Below are 18,192 nucleotides of genomic sequence, written 5' to 3' on the forward strand. Positions count from 1 at the left end.
TACAACCCACTTGTGACTGTATCGGCAAGGGGAAATCATCACTCTGATGGTTGACGCTCAGTGATTCGCCATAACTGAAATTTCAGAAGGAGAGATGACGGTGAAAACATCAGGTCAGCATCTAACACCGTTTCAGCGCAAACTACTGCAAAAAAGTCTGCAAGAGGATTTACCGGAAAAGTACCGCCAGCGGATTGAAATCATGTTGCTGGCAGATGAAGGGATATCTCAAGCCAAAATTTGTCAAACCTTGGGGTGTTGTCCAGCAACCGCACGACATTGGATACACATCGCCCGTTCTGGAATGGCACACCAATGGCAAGAGAGTCGGATTGGTCGCCCGAAGACGGTTAATGATCAGTATTTAGAGCGGTTGAAAGAACTGGTGAGCCATAGTCCTCGTGATTATGGCTATTCCTTTGGGCGATGGACCGGGCAATGGTTAAGTAAGCATCTGGCGAAAGAATTGGGGATTGAGGTGAGCGATCGCAACGTTAACCTTTTGCTGAAGAAAATGGGACTCTCCACTCGACCCAAATCCGATTCAGCACCAGAGGTAACGGAGTTGGAAACCCCTCAAGGCTCTCGCATCAGAATTGGGGACTTGCAATCGTCTTCCGAGTCCGAACTCCCGTGGTCACTCAATCTTATCAAGACCAGTAACTAACTCATGGTTCAGAAGTCATCAACTTTTTCCCAGGAACAGCTTGGTCAACAGCTTGCCCAAACCTTGGGACAGGCTCTTTCAGATAGGGAACTCTCAAACTGTTTTCAGCAGATTCAAATTCTCCAGCCAACCCCCGGTAAACGGTTCTGGCAGACAGCAGAGGCGACGGTGGGACTCTATATTATTTTGGCAGGTAAAGTCAGATTGCTCAATAGTACAGATGATTTAATCACGTCACTAGAGACAGGGGCGTCATTTGGTGAACTCACGCTGTTTCCAGAGGAGGAATTTCACCCCTATGCGGCTAGAGCTTCCGTCAAGTTGAGGCTTGGCTATCTTCCCGGTGATGTTTTGCGATCGCTCATTCGCCAGTATCCCTCGATAAAAGAGCATTTGTACTCATCCGCAGTACGCCGCGATTCACAGGTGAGGGGGGCAAACGCCAGCCAATCGACGGACAACCCAGCGGTTACAGCATTTCCCCATAAATCTGAGGCGGTTGTCATGTCTCAACTGTCTGAGGAACAAAAACCCCAGTCCCAGATTAGTCGAGCGTACTTCCCCAACCCTACCGTAAAAGTAGGTCAGTGGTGGGGGCGAATCACCCGACGCTATCCCTTCTTTGCCCAGCAAAGTGCCTCGGATTGCGGTGCGGCTTGCTTGGTGATGGTGGGGCGTTACTGGGGGAAGCGGTTTAGTGTGAATCGCCTGCGGGACATTGCCAATGTTGACCGGAATGGCGCGTCACTGCGCGGGTTAGCCGCCGCTGCTGAGAGTATTGGGTTTACGACTCGTCCGGTGAAAGCTAGTTTGAATAAACTGGCTGAACAACGGTTACCGGCGATTGTCCATTGGCAAGGGAAGCACTATATTGTCGTTTATGAAGTCACAGGCGATCGCGTGATTGTGGCTGATCCGGCTATTGGTCAGCGTAGCCTAACTCATGCCCAATTTAAAGCGGATTGGACAGGCTATACCTTATTACTCCAACCTACAGCCCTGCTCAAGCAGGCTCAAGCAGCCAGCACTCCCTTCTGGCAATTCTTTGAACTCGTAAAACCCCACAAACTGGTATTGCTGGAGGTGTTGATTGCGTCAGTTCTGATTCAGGTTTTTGGACTAATCACACCCCTATTTACTCAGTTACTGTTAGATCGGGTAGTTGTACAGCGCAGCACGTTGACGTTAACCGCCGTTGGGTTAGGCTTACTCCTCTTTAGCTTGTTTCGAGTCGCCATGACTGGACTACGGCAGTACCTTTTGGACCATACCGCCAACCGAGTCGATTTAGCGCTGATTGTCGGTTTTATTAGCCATACGTTCCGGCTTCCCTTGAGTTTCTTTGAGTCCCGTTATGTGGGAGACATTATTTCTCGTGTCCAGGAAAATCGCAAGATTCAGCGTTTTCTTACGGGGGAAGCTCTATCCATTCTTCTGGATTTATTAACTGTATTTGTCTATGTGGGATTAATGTTTTGGTACAGTTGGAAGATGGCGCTGTTAACGTTAGTAATTGTCCCACCATTTGTGGTATTGGCATTAATTGCGACACCGTTTTTACAGCGGGTTTCCCGTGAGATTTTTGCGGCGTCTAGTGAAGAGACAGCGTACTTAATCCAATCCTTGACCGGTATTCGTACTGTCAAATCCATGGCAGTTGAGCAAACGGTGCGCTGGCATTGGGAGGATTTGTTAGGTAAGTCGATTAAAACGTCCTTTTCTGGGCAGGTGATTGGCAATACACTCCAGACATTTAGCTTAACCATTGAAGCCGTAGTCACGACAGTCCTACTCTGGTTTGGCGCGTGGCTGGTGATTCAAAATGAACTCACGATTGGGCAATTAGTCGCGTTTAATATGTTGCTGGGGAATGTGATTAGTCCTTTCCAGCGGCTGATTGTGTTGTGGAATGAGTTGCAGGAAGTAGTGATTGCGGTGGAGCGGATTAATGATGTGATTGATGCTGAACCCGAGGAAGATTTACACTCCTCAGCTCGTCAATTCTTACCCCCAATTCGCGGACATATTCGGTTTGAGCAAGTCACGTTTCGTTACCATCCCGAAAGTGATCTGAATACGCTAGAAAATGTCAGTTTTGACGTGCAGCCAGGGCAAATGGTGGCGCTGGTTGGGCGTAGTGGTTCAGGGAAAACGACGATTTCTAAACTGGTTTTGGGACTTTATCCTGCGACTGAAGGGAAGATTCTCATTGATGGCTACGATGTTACCAGTTTATCCCTGCGATCGCTCCGTCAGCAAATTGGTGTGGTTGACCAGGATACGTTTCTATTTGGGGGTACAATACGGGAGAATATTACAGTGGGTCATCCCGAAGCTACGTTGGATGATGTGATTGAAGCCGCTAAACAGGCGGGAGCGCATCAGTTTATTAAAGAATTGCCCATGGGTTATGAAACCCAAATTGGTGAAGGGGGAGGAATGTTATCGGGGGGACAACGACAGCGTCTCGCGATTGCTCGTGCTTTATTAGGAAATCCGCGATTGTTGATTTTAGATGAAGCGACGAGTAATCTGGATGCTGAATCGGAACGGATTATTCAGACTAATCTGAATACGATTCTGACGAATCGGACAACGTTGGTGATTGCTCATCGCCTGTCAACAGTCCGGAATGCTGACCGAATTTTGGTGTTAGATAGAGGCGTTTTGGTGGAAAGCGGAACTCACGATGAATTAATGGCAAAGCGGGGTCAGTATTTTTACCTGAATCAGCAACAACTTACGATGACGGGTTGAATTAACGGTTAACGCTAATGGGAATTAGAAAATGTCTAGTGTAATTTATCATTCTGAACGCTGACATTTTAATCCGTCTCAGACCTGCCCTTAGAAAGGAAGCCTGTCACCTTTGTAGTGGCGTGGCACACCTAAAATAGTGCTTTGTTTGTAGTAAGCACTTTAGTGCTATAACGCATAACTGGAGAGGGCTAAAGCCCTCACTACAAAACAAATCCATCCCACAATTAACTGACAGGCTTTCCTTATAAATTCTAATGAACAATGAAGAATTAACAATCAAGAAGAATATGCCAAACCTATCGACACAGGAACCAGGGAGTCGGAATGGTCACTATCGTGGTGAGAAAGAACAGACTGAAGCGATTATGACTGATAATCCGGCTCAAACAGCACTACCTAATCAGGTAAACTCCTCTGAACAGATGAGTGAGGATTGGTCATCCTTGACTAAGGAACTGATTGATACTGTACCGCGAGTTTGGACGCGGGGGTTGTTGTATTTTTTAGTCGTGTTTGCGGGGATTACCTTACCCTGGGCTATGCTATCTAAAGTCGATGAAACCGGGAGTGCCAGAGGACGACTAGAGCCGCAGGGAAATGTGTTTAAAGTCGATGCACCCGTGGCGGGGACAGTAGCTAAGGTTTTAGTTAAGGAAGGTCAATTGGTAACAAACAAGCAGCCGTTACTGGAACTAGAATCTGAGGAGATTAAGAGCGAACTTCAGCAAGCTCAGACGAGATTGGAAGGGCAACAAAATCGGCTGGCACAGTTAGAATTAATGAAAAACCAATTGCTTCTGGGAGTTCGCACTCAACAACAACAGAACCAGGCTCAATCATTGGAAAAACAGGCTCAAGTGGAGCAAGCACGGCAGAATTTAGAGTCTCTCAGAAATTCTTACAATTTACAAAAGGAGGAGAAACTGGCGCAAGTCAATCAGGCAAATAAAAACCTTGAATATAGCAAAACTGCCTTGAATTTAGCAGAAATTCGTTTAGCTAAGGCACAACGAGAAGTCCAACGTTACCGCCAAATTCAGGAGCAAGGTGTGGTTCCCGAAATTAAGGTAGTTGAGCAGGAAGATTTGGCTCAAGAACGGCAACGATTGCAGGAACAAGCGGAGTCGGATGTGCAGCAAGCGAAGCTACGGAAGGAAGAGCAACAAAGCAGCTATCAGAGGATTATTCATCAAGCCCAGTCTGATATTGAGCAAGCCAAACTGCGCTTACAAGAGCAGGAAAAGAGCTATCAAAGTTTGATTCATTCGGGGAAAATAGCTATACTAAAAAGTGAAGAACAGCTCAAACAACTGCAAACCCAAATTACCGCCCTTAAAGCCGAAATTGCTCAGAGTAAAAGTCAGATTCAAGCTTGGGAATTTCAGTTAGGACAACGAGTGTTACGCGCCCCCGTGAGTGGGACAGTTTTTCAGTTACCGATTCAACGCACTGGGGCGGTAGTACAACCGACTACATTAATTGCTGAAATTGCACCCAAGAATGCTTCTCTTATTCTGCGGGCGCAGATGGCGACATCTGAAAGTGGAACGCTGCGTGAAGGGATGCTTGTCAAGATGAAGTTTGATGCTTATCCGTTTCAAGATTACGGAGTAATTGAAGGAACAGTAAGCCAGATTTCGCCCACGTCTAAGGTGACGGAAACTGAGCAGGGTGCGATTGCTACCTTTGACCTAGAAATTGAGTTGGAACAGACTTGTATCCAAACTTCACAAGGGTGTACTGCCTTAACGCCGGGACAGACAGCAACGGCTGAGGTTATTGTTCGGCAGCGACGCATTATTGATTTCATTATTAATCCATTTAAAAAGTTACAAAAGGGAGGACTTGATTTGTAAATACCTCAATTTACCTGCATTAGAGTGGCTTTTTTAACACATTAAATTTTGACAAGATCGGAGCAATAAAATGTCACAAGTTATTACGATTACAAATGAAGACATTTTGAATCAGGTCAAGCTATCTTGCCAAATTCCTGATTTAGTTGAGCAGATTGTGACTCGTAAGATTATTACGACTGCGGCTAGTGAAGCTGGAATAACGATGGAAACTGAGGAACTTCAAGAAACTGCCAATCAGTTTCGATTCATGAATAAGCTTCTCAGTGCTGATGAGACGTGGACGTGGTTGAAAAAACAGAGTCTATCTTTAGATGATTTTGAAGAAATTGTTTATTACACGGCTATCTCTGGGAAATTAGCTGCTTATTTATTTGCCGATAAGGTTGAACCCTACTTTTATGAGCATCAGTTAGATTATGCGAGTGCAGTAATTTATGAGGTGGTGCTGGATGATGAAGACTTAGCGATGGAACTATTCTATGCAATCACTACAGAGGAGATGAGTTTTTATGATGTTGCTCAACAATACATTCAAACTGTGGAGTTGCGGCGAAAAGGAGGATATCGAGGGATGGTTCAACGTCAGGATATGAAGCCGGAGATTTCGGCTGCTGTTTTTGCTGCTACGCCGCCGCAGATGCTGAAGCCTATTATGACGTCTCAGGGGGTACACTTAATTTTTGTTGAGGAGATGATTCAACCGGAATTGGATGATAAAACTCGCCTTGAAATTGTTTCAAATTTATTTAGTGCATGGCTGAAGCAAAAAATTGAGCAAGTTGAAATTATTAGTCGGCTCGAATCAAACAACAACGTGGATTAAATTGAGCGTTTCGTTGGTGTAGGCAATCAGCCATTTAAACCTTAACAGTCATCTGACGAGCATCAGATGGCTTTGTTTATTCTGCCCGAAACTTGCTATACCGTAATGTTTCGTTACTCGTCTTAACTATCTCCCTAAAAAAACATCTGCCTCATAACTACCGTTAGAGACAGATATTAGGATTACTAAGACAGACTAATTGACGGACAAAAGCCCAAGCTAAGTAGTTCCTTAGAAGGGGTATTTACTTTTGTCTTTAGTATCAGTTAGTCTATCGTGGACGCAGGGGGAGAGTCATGGTAGTTGTTATCGTGGGAGTTAAAGTTGTCGTGGTTATCGTGGTTGTGATTGTAGGGGTGATCATTACCCCACCCTGAAAACTCAATTCCTGTTCAGACAATTCTTGCAAATAGCTTTCAGAATCATCAAACAGATCAAAACCCGATGGAGACAAGTTTGAAATTGCAATGTTAGCCATTGAAAAATATCCTTCTATCACGTTAGTTTTTTTGGTTAAACTTAAGCGTTTGCTTGTTTAACCCTACTACTATAGTAGAATTTAAAATTATATTTGTAAAGCTTAAAATCAGCATTGGAAAGAAATAAAAAGCACAGTTTTTTGTAGAATTTATTGGCTTACGTTTTTAGTATTGGAAAAGGCATTGAATATCTGTAGGGGCGGGTTTCACTACTATCTTTTGATTGCACCCAGATAGGACTAAACCCGCCCCAATTTTTGCTATTTCATGGTTACTATGGTAGTTTCTGCACTTGGCGATGATCAGTCCTGGGATTCACTTTAAAACCCTCTGATATAATTCAGAGGGCTTATAATTAAGGATTACTTCTACTTATTAAATAGAAGCTTATCCTGGCGCTGTTTACAGCATCTTATTCATTCTACAATTATGTAGATCAAAGACGCATTATCCAGGTCTGTGAGGGCTTTTAGGTTTTGATTGAGCAGCCGAAGCGATGATTGAGACTGTATAGGCTACTAGAACAACAACAGCACAGGCAGGTGTTGATATAGCACCTCCATATATTCCTGTTCCTAATTCGTCCTCAGATAGTTCTTTCATGTAACTTTCTGAGTCAGAGAACAAGTTGTATCCTTCAGGCTTCAAATCGGAAACTTTGATCGTAGGCATGGAACATTTACTCCATATTTAAAGATGTACAAGGCAGTAGATTTTAATGCTCTACTATCTTGTTTTTATTATAGTAAATGCACAATAAATAGCCACGAAAACAAACAACAAATAGCGAAATAATTAATGCATTATTTACTCCTAAAGTATAGCTTTAGGGAATGCAAAATTGTATCGATTTATAGCAACCGCAATAGCTGTTAGGACACATCATTTATGTAGAGACGCGCCATGGCGCGTCTCTACAATGGTGTCGAAAGTCCTAATCGATGTGTCTACTGCTATATCAATAGCTTTAAGTTTATCCTAAACTCAAATTATTGATGCTTATAATCATTTTATGGAAACTATTAGACAAGATGTGTAGAGTAGCTTTTATTCTCTAGCCAAGTCTGAAAGAGATACTCCAATATTTGCTCCCTTACTTCCCTAAATTCAATCGGCAACCACTTCTCAAGTTTTAGAATGTGGTAGCCTAGTTGTGTTTGAATAGGATCAATCACTTCTCCTTCAGAGCGATTGGTCACAGCTTGGGCAATTTCTGGTTGTAACTCTGCGAGAAAGTGAATACCCAAAAAACCACCATTTTCTTTTGACTGTTTCCCTTGAGAATAGTCCAGAGCTAAAGCGCAAAACGAAGCGGGCTGTACTCGGATAAGTTGGATGATTCTCTCAGCTTCAACCCGTTCATACACTAAAATCTGAGATAGAGCGACGCGCCGATAATCATTGCGGTTACTCATATAATGAGTATCAACAGTTTCACCGAAAAGAATTTCCTTTAACCGTTGTGTCAGTAGCGATACATGAATTCCCCGTGACCAATCCTCTACAGTCATACGATACTGTGCTAACCATGCCAAGGTTTCAGGCGCACTTAACAGCTTATGTTCTTGACGAAAGCTATCCCCTGCGGCTTGTAACTCTTCCTCAGAAATAACAATTCCTAGCTGCTTACAGGCATTCATGATCACTGTTTCTCGGTCAATAGCAGCAGCTATTTTAGCTATTTGGCGAGAACGTCGTAAATATGCAAGGATTTCCTCGTCGGTTGCTGGTGAAATGTCTGGTCGTGATAATTTAGAAATCAAATCTTCTGGCATAATTTTTCAGGAATGAATGGATATTGGTTAAAGATTAGATAGAGCAAAGTAATTTTTCAGTGAGAATATCGTCAACTGGGATTTTCCTGAGATGTAAATCGCCATAGAGGTTAAGGTAATCAATTTCTGTAGCCGTTAATTTGCCCTTTCGGGTAGCTGCGATCGCGGCATCAATTTCCCATCGCTCTTGTAAACCCATTAAGCAGACATCCACACAATTTTGGCTTAAGGAGTAGCGGTATAAATCTGGCACTAAAGGTCGCCAACATTCCTCTGGCAGACCGGGGGGAGCATCCCAGAGCGCTCCTGAATGAGAACCCGTAGACTTAAACGTAACAATACCGGGTCGTTGTGGGTTCTGCACATCTAACGGATTGAACAGGTGACTCTGGGCAGACCGATGAGCAACATTATGACGAACCATCACCACATCCAATAGTGGACTATTAGACCACATCCTTGCTAGATTGACATCGTGAAAAGAAGCACCAATATAACGAACAGCTCCCATTTGCTTGAGTCGCTCTGATGTACCAATCATTCTTTCGACCGTGCGCTGATAAACAGAATTAGCGCCTCTCAAATCGGGGGAAAGCTGCAAGCAATCCTTTAAAACTGATCCATCATTCGTACCTATCCAGCCCCAAAACAATATATCAATGTAGTCAATTTTTAGTTCCAGAAACTGATCTAATAACGCAGAGATTGCCATCTCAGGACTTTTGATGTAAGTTACCGTCGCCAGTACCACTTTCTCGCGTACCGATGATTTCCGCCCGCATAATTTACGCAGGGCATCAGACATGGAACTATAGATATAGTGGTGCAAATCACTCGAATAAAAAAAGTAGTTAATTCCTTGCTCGAAAGCGTAGAGAGTGTCTTCACTGGAAATGCCACCACCGCCCCCTAATCCCAGACAACTAACGGTTAAATCAGTCCGTCCTAGTTTACGGTAAAAAGGCAAATCAGACTCCAAACCTTTATTCACAACAGGGCGGATTTGCCGTGATGAGACGACGGGTGACGGCATGAGGTCAGTTAGTTTCATCGGTTCAACGGTGTGTAAATGTCTTCAGAGTTGGCATTGAGGTAGGAACGCTGCCAGTCAATCCCTAAGCGGGAGAACTGCTGGAGGATCGCGTTCATCCGACTATTTGGCGAATTATCCCCTTTGTGCCAAGCGTCCAGTAAACCATTGGCAACAATTTGGCAGCGATTCATCCCAAAACTTTCTTGGGCTGCAAATTTTTGGTCAGGTTCCTCTGCTAAACCTAGCCCCGGTGCAAGTAATTTAGTGAATAGAGGCACATCTGGGTGAAAATGCCCTCGTGTTTGGGCATAAATACTCTCAAGAACCTGACGAACAGCCTCATAGTTAGACTTCTCAAAATAGAGAACTCCTGAGTCATAACGTCCGTAGTCAGTGGGGTTGTATAGTACCTTAAAGGTAAATGGAATGGAAATGTCGTTCAACTGCTGTGTCAGACTATTCATGAGTGCGATCGCGCCTTCAGGGGTTAGGCTGAAGTAGACGCGCACCAGCTCTGGAGAGTAGCCGGGATGATGATGACTCTGGAACCCCGCATTGCCAACTGCCATGTAAAACCCGTTTTGTACAACATTTTGGGGCATCCGGATCGCTACCCAGTTCCCTACATCCGTCTGCGCTTCAACAGGGTGGAGATGTTGCGAGCGCTGGATATGTAACGTTAACCCCTTCTTCGTTACAGCAAGAGTGCCATCACTCTCTTGCCTGACGATATACCAACCTGGATCGAAGTATCCCTTTCCCTGATTGCTTTGGTGCAATCGTTCGTAAAATCCAACATCTACCCCCAAAACCGTCTTATTTTCCAGATCCAAGGGCAAATTATTCCCCTTGCCATCAAGTGCTAGGGCAGTTCGCATCGAACCGTTGTAATAAATACCGTAGAGAAAATTACACAGTTGCAGACTCAGATACTTCTGCTGTATCTGTTCAGGCATTGTCTGAAAACGGGCAACTGTCTCAGCCGGCAATTCCCACGGTTTGTAGTCGGGATGACGTATCGAGAATTTAGACTGAATTTCAACTTGATTAACAATATCATCCAGAACATCGAGTAATCGCCCAGTTGCCTCAGTTGTTCGCTGAGTTTGAAGAGAATCGAGTAATTGCATAATCGTTTGTCACTAAATATCTTGGAACTTACGCTTCTTTCTTGCTCCCCTCTCCCCCGTGTGGGAGAGGGGCTGGGGGTGAGGGGGTTGAGCTTAAGTTGACACGGATGGACAAAGAAGATCCCCTAATGTGGTGTTTGTTCTACGCTGAGTCAATTGAACCGCCGCCGCACCAAAAATCGTCGCCATCGATTGTTCTGGACGACATAACAACGTCTTGGCAACTTGAAGCATGACAATCCCCATATTGCCAAAAGACTTTTGATACTGAATCATTGCCTGAATCTGTTGAATTAAAGCAAAACCCGTAAATTGCACCACCCGTTGTAAGAAATCAGGGCGATGATTAAAGATGTCCGGGAACGTGTCACAATACGCTTGAATTAGAGCAGCAATGGAAGGCTGAAGCTGTTCCAAGGGTGTCGCCGCTAAACGCAGAGATTCTTCGATACTGAGTGAATTACTGATCACCAAGCTACTGAGCCAAATTTGCACATAGCTGGCAAGTAGTGTTCCTAAATCAAACGCTGGATCTCCCCACGCCGATCGCTCCCAGTCAATAATACGGACAATGCTATCAGTAGTTTGCTCCCAATCGCTGTGAACCAGGATATTATTCAACTTCAGGTCATTGTGAGTCAGGCAACAGGGAGAAAATGCATTACCTAACTCCGCGATCGCACACCCCAAACTATCATACCGCTGATAAAGGGCAAAAAACTTCAACCCATCAGCAGGCACTTGACCAAAAATTTCCGGTCCAATCCGTTCCAATCCTCGAATTAATTTAGGAACTTGGTCACTCGTGAGCTGCTCCGACTGTTGAGCAAAGAAATACTGATAGTCTTGGCAGTTAAACGTATCGCGATGGAGAGTCGCCAAGAACGTACTAATTGCCACCGCAATTTCTGGTAAAAAATTCTTTTCCTTACTGTAGAATTCCATTAAATCCTGGTAATTATCCAGGTAACGGCAGACAAGAATTGAATGATCCCGATCAAAATGCAACACGTCTGGCAGAAATGGGCGTAGATGTTCAACCTCTGGAAATTGCTGCAAAAACACTTGCATCTGCCACTCTCCCCAAAACTCGCCAGCCGCTTTTCCGTCCTGATTGTGCCGTTCCTGCTTGACCAAAAGCTTATGAGTATCGGTCAACTTTACCAATAAGTTAAAGTTTTTGGCAGCAACTGGCTCAACCTGACTGAGAGCTAGCTCTGATGGATGGCAAAAACCATGCTCAACTAAATAATCGAAAACATTATCAGAGTTCAATAAAAATGTCATAACTTTAGTTCTCGGTTTAAATTTTCGCTTAAGCCTCTAATTAATCCACCGTCACTATAGTTCACTCAAACGTGTAACTTCAAGGTTAAACCAGAACTTGTTGAGAAAAAAATAAAGTGATTTTATCTCATTTTCATTAATACCAACAGACAAAAAAACTGATTGAATTGGGTTATCCTGTCAGCCCTATGGGATTGAACCCTATGTTAAAGCAAGCCAACTTCACCCCGCCTAACATTACTCCAACCCAGAACCCGTCTATTACAGAGCCATGTTAAATGCCTAGACCGCTTCTTACTGGTGAGGACAGTAAAAGCCACTCAAGTTGAACTGACTTTTTTCGAGAACATGGGTAATTATTGTGACAGTTTTTTCCCAAAAAGACGCTCTCACTCTGAAAACCACGACAGCCGATCCTCAATTCTGGGAAGAATTCCAAGTCTGGGTCATTCAAATGCATAATTTCAAAAACCCACCCCTAATAAGTCAATCCAAGAGTTCACAAGCTAAGGCTGAAACAGAGAACTGCATCGCTTTCTGGAACGCCGCGATCGCAACTTCATATTCTTCTAATTTAGACAACTCTAGTTAAAATAAGGTGATCACAATCTCACCCATCAAGGGAGTTCTCAAAAATAGCAAATATCTGGAGGACTGACTGGGCAAGTTGGTTGTGCTCCTTCGGAGCTATCCGAAAAAATCGGATTCTCTGTAAGGTGAAGTACCTTCAAGTTAGTGAGTCCAGAAAGAGGGCTGATATCTGTGATTTGGTTACCGTTGAGACTAAGCGCGTTCAGATTTTGTAGTCCGGAAAGAGGACTGACATCTGTGATTTGGTTACCGTTGAGACTAAGCGTCTCCAGGTTTGTGAGTTCTGCCAGAGGGCTGATATCTTGGATTTGGTTGAAGTTGAGCTGAAGCCTCTTCAGGTTGGTGAGTCCAGAAAGAGGACTGACATCTTGGATTTGATTATATGTGAGGCTAAGAAACGTCAGGTTGGTGAGTCCAGAAAGAGGGCTAATATCTGTAATTTGGTTGTCTTCGAGGTCAAGCCATGTCAGATTTTGTAATTCTGCCAGAGGGCTGATATCTTGGATTTGGTTGAACTTGAGCTCAAGCGCCTTCAGGTTGGTGAGTTGGGAAAGAGGGCTAATATCTTTGATTTGGTTGAGAACTAGGAAAAGTCCTTTCAGGTTGGTGAATTCAGAAAGAGGGCTAATATCTGTGATTTGGTTGTCTTCGAGGTGAAGCCATGTCAGATTTTGTAATCCTGCCAGAGAGCTAATATCTGTGATTTGGTTGTCTTCGAGGTGAAGCCGTTTCAGATTTTGTAGTTCGGCTAAAGGACTGATAGTTGTAATTTGGTTGTTTTCGAGGTTAAGGAACTCCAGGTTGGTAAGTTCTGCTAGAGAGTTAACATCAGCAATTTGGTTGCCTTCGAGGGAAAGCTCAGTCAGGTTGGTGAGTTCTGTTAAAGGACAAATATCTGTGATTTGGTTGCGTCTGAGGGTAAGATACTTCAGATTGGTGAGTTCTGTTAAAGGGCAAATATCTGTGATTTGGTTGCCGTCGAGGTGAAGCGACTCCAGGTTGGTAAGTTCTGATAAGGGACTCAGATCACTGATTTCTTGCCTGTTGAGGGAAAGCTCAGTGCGACTTGACAGATTTTCGGCAGCAAGTTCACAATCATTGGTGCCTACTTCTGCTAACAGCAACTGTACTGTTCGTCCCGCCTCGACTGATAAATCGGCTTGGTTTTGACACAACTCTTTAAAAGAACTCCCATGACTAGGTTCAGCAGCTTGAGTGACCCCCCATCCCCAACTACTGAACGCCCATATATTGATTAGCAGAGCAACGGCGCTAGTTAATTTCATCGTTAGTAAACTTACCCTAAGTTTTGATGGCTCTTATGTTAAAGTATAATCAAATATCAGGAATTTCCTCGGAATAGGCAGGCATTGGCTTATCGAAAAATTTCCCATAATTTTTGAATATCCGTATAAATACTTATAACAAAAAAGATGTCGCATATTTCCCCTACCGATGAGAGATAGATCAATGAATCACAATCTGTATTTTCCCTTGATGGAGGACTGAACCATGGGTCTAAAATTAGTCAGCCTCAGCTTTGCCACTTTACTGCTGGTACTAACGTCTGCCTTCTTACTACCAACCTTGAGTCTCTCGCCTGCAGTCGCACAAACACTTTCTGACCAAGACCAAGCTCAGAAAGCTAAAGCTGATCGGTTGCTGAGAGAAGGTAGACGTCGGAATGCCTGGGATAACGTTGAAGGAGCATTAAGTAATTTCGAGGACGCCTTATTAATTTATCAAGAAATAGGCGACAAGGCGGGTATGGGAGAAACCTTCTACCACATTGGGATAATTTACGAAGAGAGAGAAGACTATGATCAGGCGTTGAATTACTACCAGCGATTGTTGCGAATGAGTAGAGAACTCGACAATAGCGATAGGGAAAGAGCCCTGATTCTGATCTCAAATCTGTATCGTACCTATGGTATTCATCTCGTCGAGCAAAATCAGTATCGAGAAGCCTTAGATAAATTCCAGCAAGCCTTAGTTATTTACCGAAAAATTCGTTATAAAAGATCGCAATGGTACACGCTTAAGTACATGGGCTTTGTTTACAGCATCTTAGGAGAGTACCAATTAGCGTTGGCAGCCTATCAGCGAGCCTTATCGATTGAGCAGGACATGGCTTTAGTTGCCGGGGATGGAGTCAATTTCGAGGTCGGGCAGATTTATAAGTTACTCGGACAATATGACCTAGCATTGGAGTCCTATCAACAAGCCCTAGAACGCGCCAGAATCCCTGGACGAATGGTAGTTATCGGGAGGGGCGGGGGCGCGATTGGGGACATTGTGGGTGAAGTGCAAGCGCTCAACGCGATTGGAAATGTTCACTTCCAGCTCAAACAGTACGAATTAGCCTTAGATTTTTACCAGCAAGCTTCAGCCGTACTCAAAACAGTTGCAAATAAAGAATCCAAAAAATTCCTGGAAGCCTCGACACTCCATAATATTGGGGCTGTTTATTTCAAACAGGGAAAAGAAGAATTAGCATTGGAGTACTTGCAGCAAGCGTTAACCATCAGCCAATCATTCGGTCACAAGCAATCAGAAGGAGCATTTCTCCTCAATATAGGCAGGGTTCACTTTGAACTAGAGCAATACGGATTAGCCTGGGATTTCTACCAGCAAGCCTTACTAATTAACCAGGAAACGGGTGACAAAGGAGATCAAGGACATACGCTCAATAATATTGGTTATTTGCTAGAGGCACAGAATCAACCAGAATTAGCGATTATCTTCTTTAAGCAGGCGGTCAATGTTAGAGAAGCGATTCGGGATAATATCAAGGGACTTTCCCAAGACCAACAGGAATCCTACACTGAAACCATTGCTGATGATTATCGCCATTTAGCTGACTTATTATTACAACAAAACCGTATCCTCGAAGCCCAACGAGTCCTCGATTTACTCAAAGTCCAAGAACTCGACGATTACTTGAACAACGTGCGCGGTACAGGAAATACAGCCAAAGGCGTACCCAATTTACCCCCAGAACAACAAGTTACAGAAAACTACCAAGCCATTCTTGATCAAGCCATTACTTTGGGTAAAGAACTTACCCAATTGCGACAGAAAAGTAATCGTACTCCCGAAGAGGAACAGCGCATCGCTCAACTCGTGGAAACTCAAGAAACAATTCTCGCCGATTTCAACACCTTTATCGAAAGTGACGAAGTAGAAGAACTAATTTCTAAACTCACTCCCAAGACACGTAGACCCGATTTAGTAGACGAATTAGAAGATTTTATCGGCTTACAAGATAACCTCAGAAATCTCCACCAGAATGCCGTCCTTCTCTATCCCCTAATTTTAGATGATCGCATCGAACTTATCCTTACCACCCCTGACTCTCCCCCTATTCGCCGTACTGTCACCGTTACTAAAGAACAACTTAATCAGGAAATTTTAACGTTACATCAAGCCTTACGAAACCCTACAATTAATGCTAAAGCTCCAGCTCAAAAACTCTACAACTGGCTGATTAAACCCTTAGAAAATGACCTTGCCGCAGCAGATGCCGAAACCCTGATCTACGCCCCCGATGGACAACTCCGCTACATTCCGCTTGCGGCTTTGCACGATGGTGAACAATGGTTAGTCCAACGCTACCGCATCAATAATATTACGGCGGCTTCTCTGACTGAACTCAACACAAAACCCCAATCCCAACTCAAGATTCTGGCGGGGGCATTTACTAAAGGAAACTATAGCTTTACCATGGGTCAAGAACAGTTTGAATTTGGCGGTTTGCCCTATGCTGGAGTGGAAGTGGAAACGTTAGCCGCAACGGTTCCTAATACAACTCAACTCTTTGATAACGCCTTCAATCTTGAAGACACGAAACCGAAAATGGGTGACTATAACGTCTTACATTTTGCTACTCACGGGGCAATTGTAGTCGGAACCCCGGAAGATTCTTTTATTCTGTTTGGTGATGGAACTCCTGTTACCATTGCTGATGTCCGCAACTGGAACCTAAATAACGTGGATTTAGTGGTTCTTTCTGCCTGCGAAACTGGACTTGGTGGCAATCTGGGTACAGGTGCAGAAATTCTGGGTCTAGGCTATCAGATGCAAAGGGCTGGTGCTAGGGCGGCTATTGCTTCATTATGGACGGTGGATGATGGCGGCACTCAAGCCTTGATGAATGCCTTTTATGCGGCATGGCAAGGTGAGGCTATCACGAAAGCTGAAGCCCTGCGACAAGCCCAAATTGCTCTGATTACGGGTGATTATACGGCTTTGGGAGAACAACGAGGTGCTAGGGTAGCCGTGCGGGTGCGGAATGGGCTAAAACCTGAAGTGGTGAATCGTCTCAGTCATCCTTATTATTGGGCACCGTTTATTTTAATTGGCAATGGGTTGTAATTTAGCCTGAAGTTTCCCCCAGTCAAAAACTCTCCCACAGCCTCACCTTTCCACGATATATATCGTTGCTTTTGGGAATGGTGTTTCCAAAACGGGATGCTCCCGTTTTTTGCTACTCGGTATTGGCTAACGATTAGGATAGCGAGTTTGCTCCAACAGTTGTTCGGCAGAGGCTGCCCACTGAGCGTTACCTTGAGCCTGATAAAGGTCTCTAGCATATTGTAGAACTTGCTGGGCATCACGTAATCGATTCTGGCGCAGAAAGACTAACCCTGCCCCATAATAAGCATTGGCATAATTCGAGTTACTTTCAGCGGATTGGCGGAAGGCTGCTAGCGCTCCATCTAAATCTCCCTGTTCAAATAAAATTGACCCTAGATTATAGTAAGCTTCTGGATATTGGGGGCTGATTTTGATGGCTTGCTCAAATGCTGCTTTCGCCTGCTCAAGCTGCCCCTGTCGCAGATAAACAAGTCCCAAATGATACGCAGGTTCTGGCGCATTGCTGCTCAACTGCATCGCGTTCTGGAACGCCGCGATCGCAACCTCATATTCTCCCAATTCAGACAGGACTAACCCATAATTATAATGGGCAACCCCTAACTCCGGATCAAGTTCAATTGCTCGTCTCAAAGCATCCCGTGCTTGGGGCAAATTCTTCCCTTCCAACAACGCCGCGCCTAAATTCGCGTAAGCCAGAGCAAAGTTGGGAGCGATCTGAGTCGCCTGGTAAAACGCATCAGCAGCGGCTTGTAGTTGCCCTGCTTGGCGCAAGGCTAGTCCTAGATTATAGTGCGCCGGGGCAAGCTGGGGGTTGAGTTGTGCCGCTTGACGAAATGCCGCGATCGCGTCGGCGACATTCCCTTGCTGAATTAACCTCAATCCCTGGTTTAGCTGTTCTAGTGCAGCGGGTTGGGTTGGCTTCAGAGGAGGGATAGATTGAGCCAGATAGTCAGTTGGTTCTGTCTGGAATAGCAGTGCAGGGGTGCAGGTGTGTAGGGGTACAGGGATGCATGTAGAATTATGCCATGGCGCGTCTGGGTTCATGGGAACGTTTCCCACCCTATCCGACGCCAGAGAATGATTAGCAGCAATTGCACCGACGCTAATACTCAGCAACAGTAAGCTTAATTGATAGTACAAGGCAGAAGGTTTTTTACGGGTACGTGGGTGTTTCATCATTTAGCTGAACCTGATCTCAAACGTTTTCCCCGGCTTCCCTACCCAGCAAGCTGTCATTGTTAAAAAAATATTAAGCTGATGTGGCGATAAAATTATACCATTTTTATACAACTTTAACTGTTAAACCAGGGAATATACATAAAAATTAGAAGACATTGATGGGAAGCAACGTTACTTAACTTAACAGTAATTTTCCTGACCCAACCTGGCGAAATTATCAAATTGAGGACAG

13 protein-coding genes are annotated in these 18,192 nt (G+C 44.3%); 5 read left to right on the top strand and 8 right to left on the bottom strand.

Annotated features, from left to right (window positions below):
• Positions 1-94 precede the first annotated feature (94 nt).
• The 4 genes from MC7420_RS09205 (at position 95) to MC7420_RS09220 (ending at position 6,109) form a co-directional block, all read left to right on the top strand.
• On the top strand, positions 95-667 hold the full coding sequence (locus MC7420_RS09205; RefSeq protein ID WP_006100303.1) for a helix-turn-helix domain-containing protein: 573 nt from the start codon (positions 95-97) through the stop codon (positions 665-667).
• A gap of 3 nt (positions 668-670) precedes the next feature.
• Entirely contained in the window at positions 671-3,424 is a 2,754-nt protein-coding gene (locus tag MC7420_RS09210; RefSeq protein WP_006100038.1) for a peptidase domain-containing ABC transporter, read from the top strand.
• A 257-nt stretch (positions 3,425-3,681) separates the two neighbouring features.
• Positions 3,682-5,283 (top strand): HlyD family efflux transporter periplasmic adaptor subunit, encoded by a 1,602-nt coding sequence (locus MC7420_RS09215; protein WP_006100287.1) that lies wholly within the window; start codon positions 3,682-3,684, stop codon positions 5,281-5,283.
• Between the two features lie 70 nt (positions 5,284-5,353).
• Positions 5,354-6,109: a peptidylprolyl isomerase gene (locus tag MC7420_RS09220; RefSeq protein WP_044206125.1), complete on the top strand. Its 756-nt coding sequence runs from the start codon at positions 5,354-5,356 to the stop codon at positions 6,107-6,109.
• 271 nt (positions 6,110-6,380) lie between these two features.
• On the opposite strand, the gene MC7420_RS09225 is transcribed toward MC7420_RS09220, so the two are convergent.
• The 7 genes from MC7420_RS09225 to MC7420_RS09255 all read right to left on the bottom strand — a co-directional run bounded on the left by MC7420_RS09225 (position 6,381) and on the right by MC7420_RS09255 (position 13,690).
• Positions 6,381-6,587, bottom strand: coding sequence for a hypothetical protein (locus MC7420_RS09225; protein WP_006100185.1), 207 nt, complete (start codon positions 6,585-6,587; stop codon positions 6,381-6,383).
• A gap of 448 nt (positions 6,588-7,035) precedes the next feature.
• Entirely contained in the window at positions 7,036-7,260 is a 225-nt protein-coding gene (locus MC7420_RS36715) for a hypothetical protein (protein WP_071777205.1), read from the bottom strand.
• Positions 7,261-7,610: 350 nt separating this feature from the next.
• Complete coding sequence (locus tag MC7420_RS09230) at positions 7,611-8,363, bottom strand: peptidylprolyl isomerase (RefSeq protein WP_044206127.1); 753 nt, start codon at positions 8,361-8,363, stop codon at positions 7,611-7,613.
• 34 nt (positions 8,364-8,397) lie between these two features.
• Positions 8,398-9,414, bottom strand: coding sequence for an aldo/keto reductase (locus MC7420_RS09235; RefSeq protein WP_006100049.1), 1,017 nt, complete (start codon positions 9,412-9,414; stop codon positions 8,398-8,400).
• Positions 9,411-10,526: a T3SS effector HopA1 family protein gene (locus tag MC7420_RS09240; protein WP_044206131.1), complete on the bottom strand. Its 1,116-nt coding sequence runs from the start codon at positions 10,524-10,526 to the stop codon at positions 9,411-9,413. Before MC7420_RS09240 ends, MC7420_RS09235 begins: the two co-directional genes overlap by 4 nt.
• Positions 10,527-10,619: 93 nt before the next feature.
• Positions 10,620-11,813 carry a phosphotransferase family protein gene (locus MC7420_RS09245; protein ID WP_006100097.1) on the bottom strand — a complete coding sequence of 398 codons (1,194 nt, stop codon included), beginning with the start codon at positions 11,811-11,813 and terminating at the stop codon, positions 10,620-10,622.
• A gap of 629 nt (positions 11,814-12,442) precedes the next feature.
• Positions 12,443-13,690, bottom strand: coding sequence for a leucine-rich repeat domain-containing protein (locus MC7420_RS09255; protein ID WP_006100326.1), 1,248 nt, complete (start codon positions 13,688-13,690; stop codon positions 12,443-12,445).
• A gap of 226 nt (positions 13,691-13,916) precedes the next feature.
• Between MC7420_RS09255 and MC7420_RS09260 the strand changes: the two genes are divergently transcribed.
• Positions 13,917-16,778 carry a CHAT domain-containing protein gene (locus MC7420_RS09260; RefSeq protein ID WP_006100217.1) on the top strand — a complete coding sequence of 954 codons (2,862 nt, stop codon included), beginning with the start codon at positions 13,917-13,919 and terminating at the stop codon, positions 16,776-16,778.
• 126 nt (positions 16,779-16,904) lie between these two features.
• On the opposite strand, the gene MC7420_RS09265 is transcribed toward MC7420_RS09260, so the two are convergent.
• Positions 16,905-17,960 (bottom strand): tetratricopeptide repeat protein, encoded by a 1,056-nt coding sequence (locus MC7420_RS09265; protein ID WP_232231678.1) that lies wholly within the window; start codon positions 17,958-17,960, stop codon positions 16,905-16,907.
• Between the last annotated feature and the right edge of the window lie 232 nt (positions 17,961-18,192).

This window comes from Coleofasciculus chthonoplastes PCC 7420 (assembly GCF_000155555.1).
Taxonomy (GTDB): domain Bacteria; phylum Cyanobacteriota; class Cyanobacteriia; order Cyanobacteriales; family Coleofasciculaceae; genus Coleofasciculus; species Coleofasciculus chthonoplastes_A.

Excerpts from the sequence above, each read along its gene's own strand:
- MC7420_RS09225 (WP_006100185.1), bottom strand. The coding sequence starts at position 6,587 with ATGGCTAACATTGCAATTTCAAACTTGTCTCCATCGGGTTTTGATCTG.
- MC7420_RS09255 (WP_006100326.1), bottom strand. The coding sequence starts at position 13,690 with ATGAAATTAACTAGCGCCGTTGCTCTGCTAATCAATATATGGGCGTTC.
- MC7420_RS09230 (WP_044206127.1), bottom strand. The coding sequence starts at position 8,363 with ATGCCAGAAGATTTGATTTCTAAATTATCACGACCAGACATTTCACCA.
- MC7420_RS09215 (WP_006100287.1), top strand. The coding sequence starts at position 3,682 with ATGAACAATGAAGAATTAACAATCAAGAAGAATATGCCAAACCTATCG.
- MC7420_RS09210 (WP_006100038.1), top strand. The coding sequence starts at position 671 with ATGGTTCAGAAGTCATCAACTTTTTCCCAGGAACAGCTTGGTCAACAG.
- MC7420_RS09260 (WP_006100217.1), top strand. The coding sequence starts at position 13,917 with ATGGGTCTAAAATTAGTCAGCCTCAGCTTTGCCACTTTACTGCTGGTA.
- MC7420_RS09265 (WP_232231678.1), bottom strand. The coding sequence starts at position 17,960 with ATGATGAAACACCCACGTACCCGTAAAAAACCTTCTGCCTTGTACTAT.
- MC7420_RS36715 (WP_071777205.1), bottom strand. The coding sequence starts at position 7,260 with ATGCCTACGATCAAAGTTTCCGATTTGAAGCCTGAAGGATACAACTTG.
- MC7420_RS09235 (WP_006100049.1), bottom strand. The coding sequence starts at position 9,414 with ATGAAACTAACTGACCTCATGCCGTCACCCGTCGTCTCATCACGGCAA.
- MC7420_RS09245 (WP_006100097.1), bottom strand. The coding sequence starts at position 11,813 with ATGACATTTTTATTGAACTCTGATAATGTTTTCGATTATTTAGTTGAG.
- MC7420_RS09205 (WP_006100303.1), top strand. The coding sequence starts at position 95 with ATGACGGTGAAAACATCAGGTCAGCATCTAACACCGTTTCAGCGCAAA.
- MC7420_RS09240 (WP_044206131.1), bottom strand. The coding sequence starts at position 10,526 with ATGCAATTACTCGATTCTCTTCAAACTCAGCGAACAACTGAGGCAACT.
- MC7420_RS09220 (WP_044206125.1), top strand. The coding sequence starts at position 5,354 with ATGTCACAAGTTATTACGATTACAAATGAAGACATTTTGAATCAGGTC.